This window comes from Nocardiopsis sp. TNDT3 (genome assembly GCF_003427465.1).
In the GTDB taxonomy this organism is placed as follows: Bacteria; Actinomycetota; Actinomycetes; order Streptosporangiales; family Streptosporangiaceae; genus Nocardiopsis; species Nocardiopsis dassonvillei.
Window position 1 is genome coordinate 1 of sequence record NZ_QPFC01001207.1, and the last position, 1,060, is coordinate 1,060.

1 protein-coding gene is annotated in these 1,060 nt (G+C 74.2%); it reads right to left on the minus strand.

The features are described from left to right. Nucleotides 1–1,035: acetylhydrolase (locus DQW06_RS25895; protein ID WP_117199479.1), on the minus strand; the 1,035-nt coding region annotated here is incomplete at its 3' end. Nucleotides 1,036–1,060 lie beyond the last annotated feature (25 nt).

Consider the following 1,060-nt stretch of genomic DNA (forward strand, 5'->3'; position numbering starts at 1 on the left):
GGCCGCCAGCAGCCGCTCCAGGGCGTCGGGGTCGACCACGACCAGTTCGGGGTGGAAGGCCCCAGGGTCCTCCAGCAGGGGCTGGTCCCCGCCGCGCAGGTGGTGGTCGAAGAACGCCAGGCTGTAGGTGCGCACCAGCTCCAGGCCGCGCTCGACGCCGACGTCGCCGTACAGGTTCCGCCACTGCTCGGGGGTGAAGAGCTCGGTCAGGCCGAGCTGCTCCACCAGCACGCCGCGGTCGATGCTGTTGGAGTGCCCCGAGCCCTCCATGCGGATCCACTGCCGCCAGCCCTCCAGGCGCGGCCACATCTGCTCGACGCCGTCCCAGGAGTTGCCCTGGCCGTTCTCGATCAGCGCCAGCGGCTTGTCCAGCCCCTCCTCCACCGCGGGCGGGTAGTAGGGGCCGTCCAGGTTGATCCCGGCGTCCACCCGCTCCTCGGCCCGCAGCGTCTCGGCGGTGGCCGTGCCGCCCCAGGAGTGCCCGGCCATCCCGATCCGGGAGGCGTCGATGACCCGCGACCACCGCCACGCGGGGTCGGGGCCGGTGAGCCGGTCCAGGAGGAAGGAGACGTCCTCGGCCCGGTTGGTCGAACCCAGGGCCCACTCGCCGCTCTGGCACCCGGTGCACTCGGTGATCAGCCCGTCGGGGAACTCCACGGGCGCGGCCTCGTGGGCGTGGTCCACCCCGGCCACCACGAAGCCGTGGCTGGCCAGGTCCTCGGCCAGCGAGGACAGCTCGATCCGGTTGTGCCCCGCGCCGGGGGACAGGACCACCAGCGGGAACCCGTCGCGGGTGCGCGCGGGAGGCACGTCCAGGCGGGAGGAGGTGCGCACCCCGCTGTGCATGAGGTCGGCGGGCAGGTCCAGCCCCAGCCCCGCGATCATGGCCGCGGACTCGGCCTCGGTCATGTACGGCGCTGGCCGGCCCGAGTCCGCACGCGCCGGGTACCACAGGGTGACCATCAGCTGGCGGGGCCCGCCCACCCACACGTCCTCGCGCTCCCCGTCCACCAGGTGCAGGGTCGTCCTGCCCACCGGGTGGTCCCCGGTGGGCTCGGGC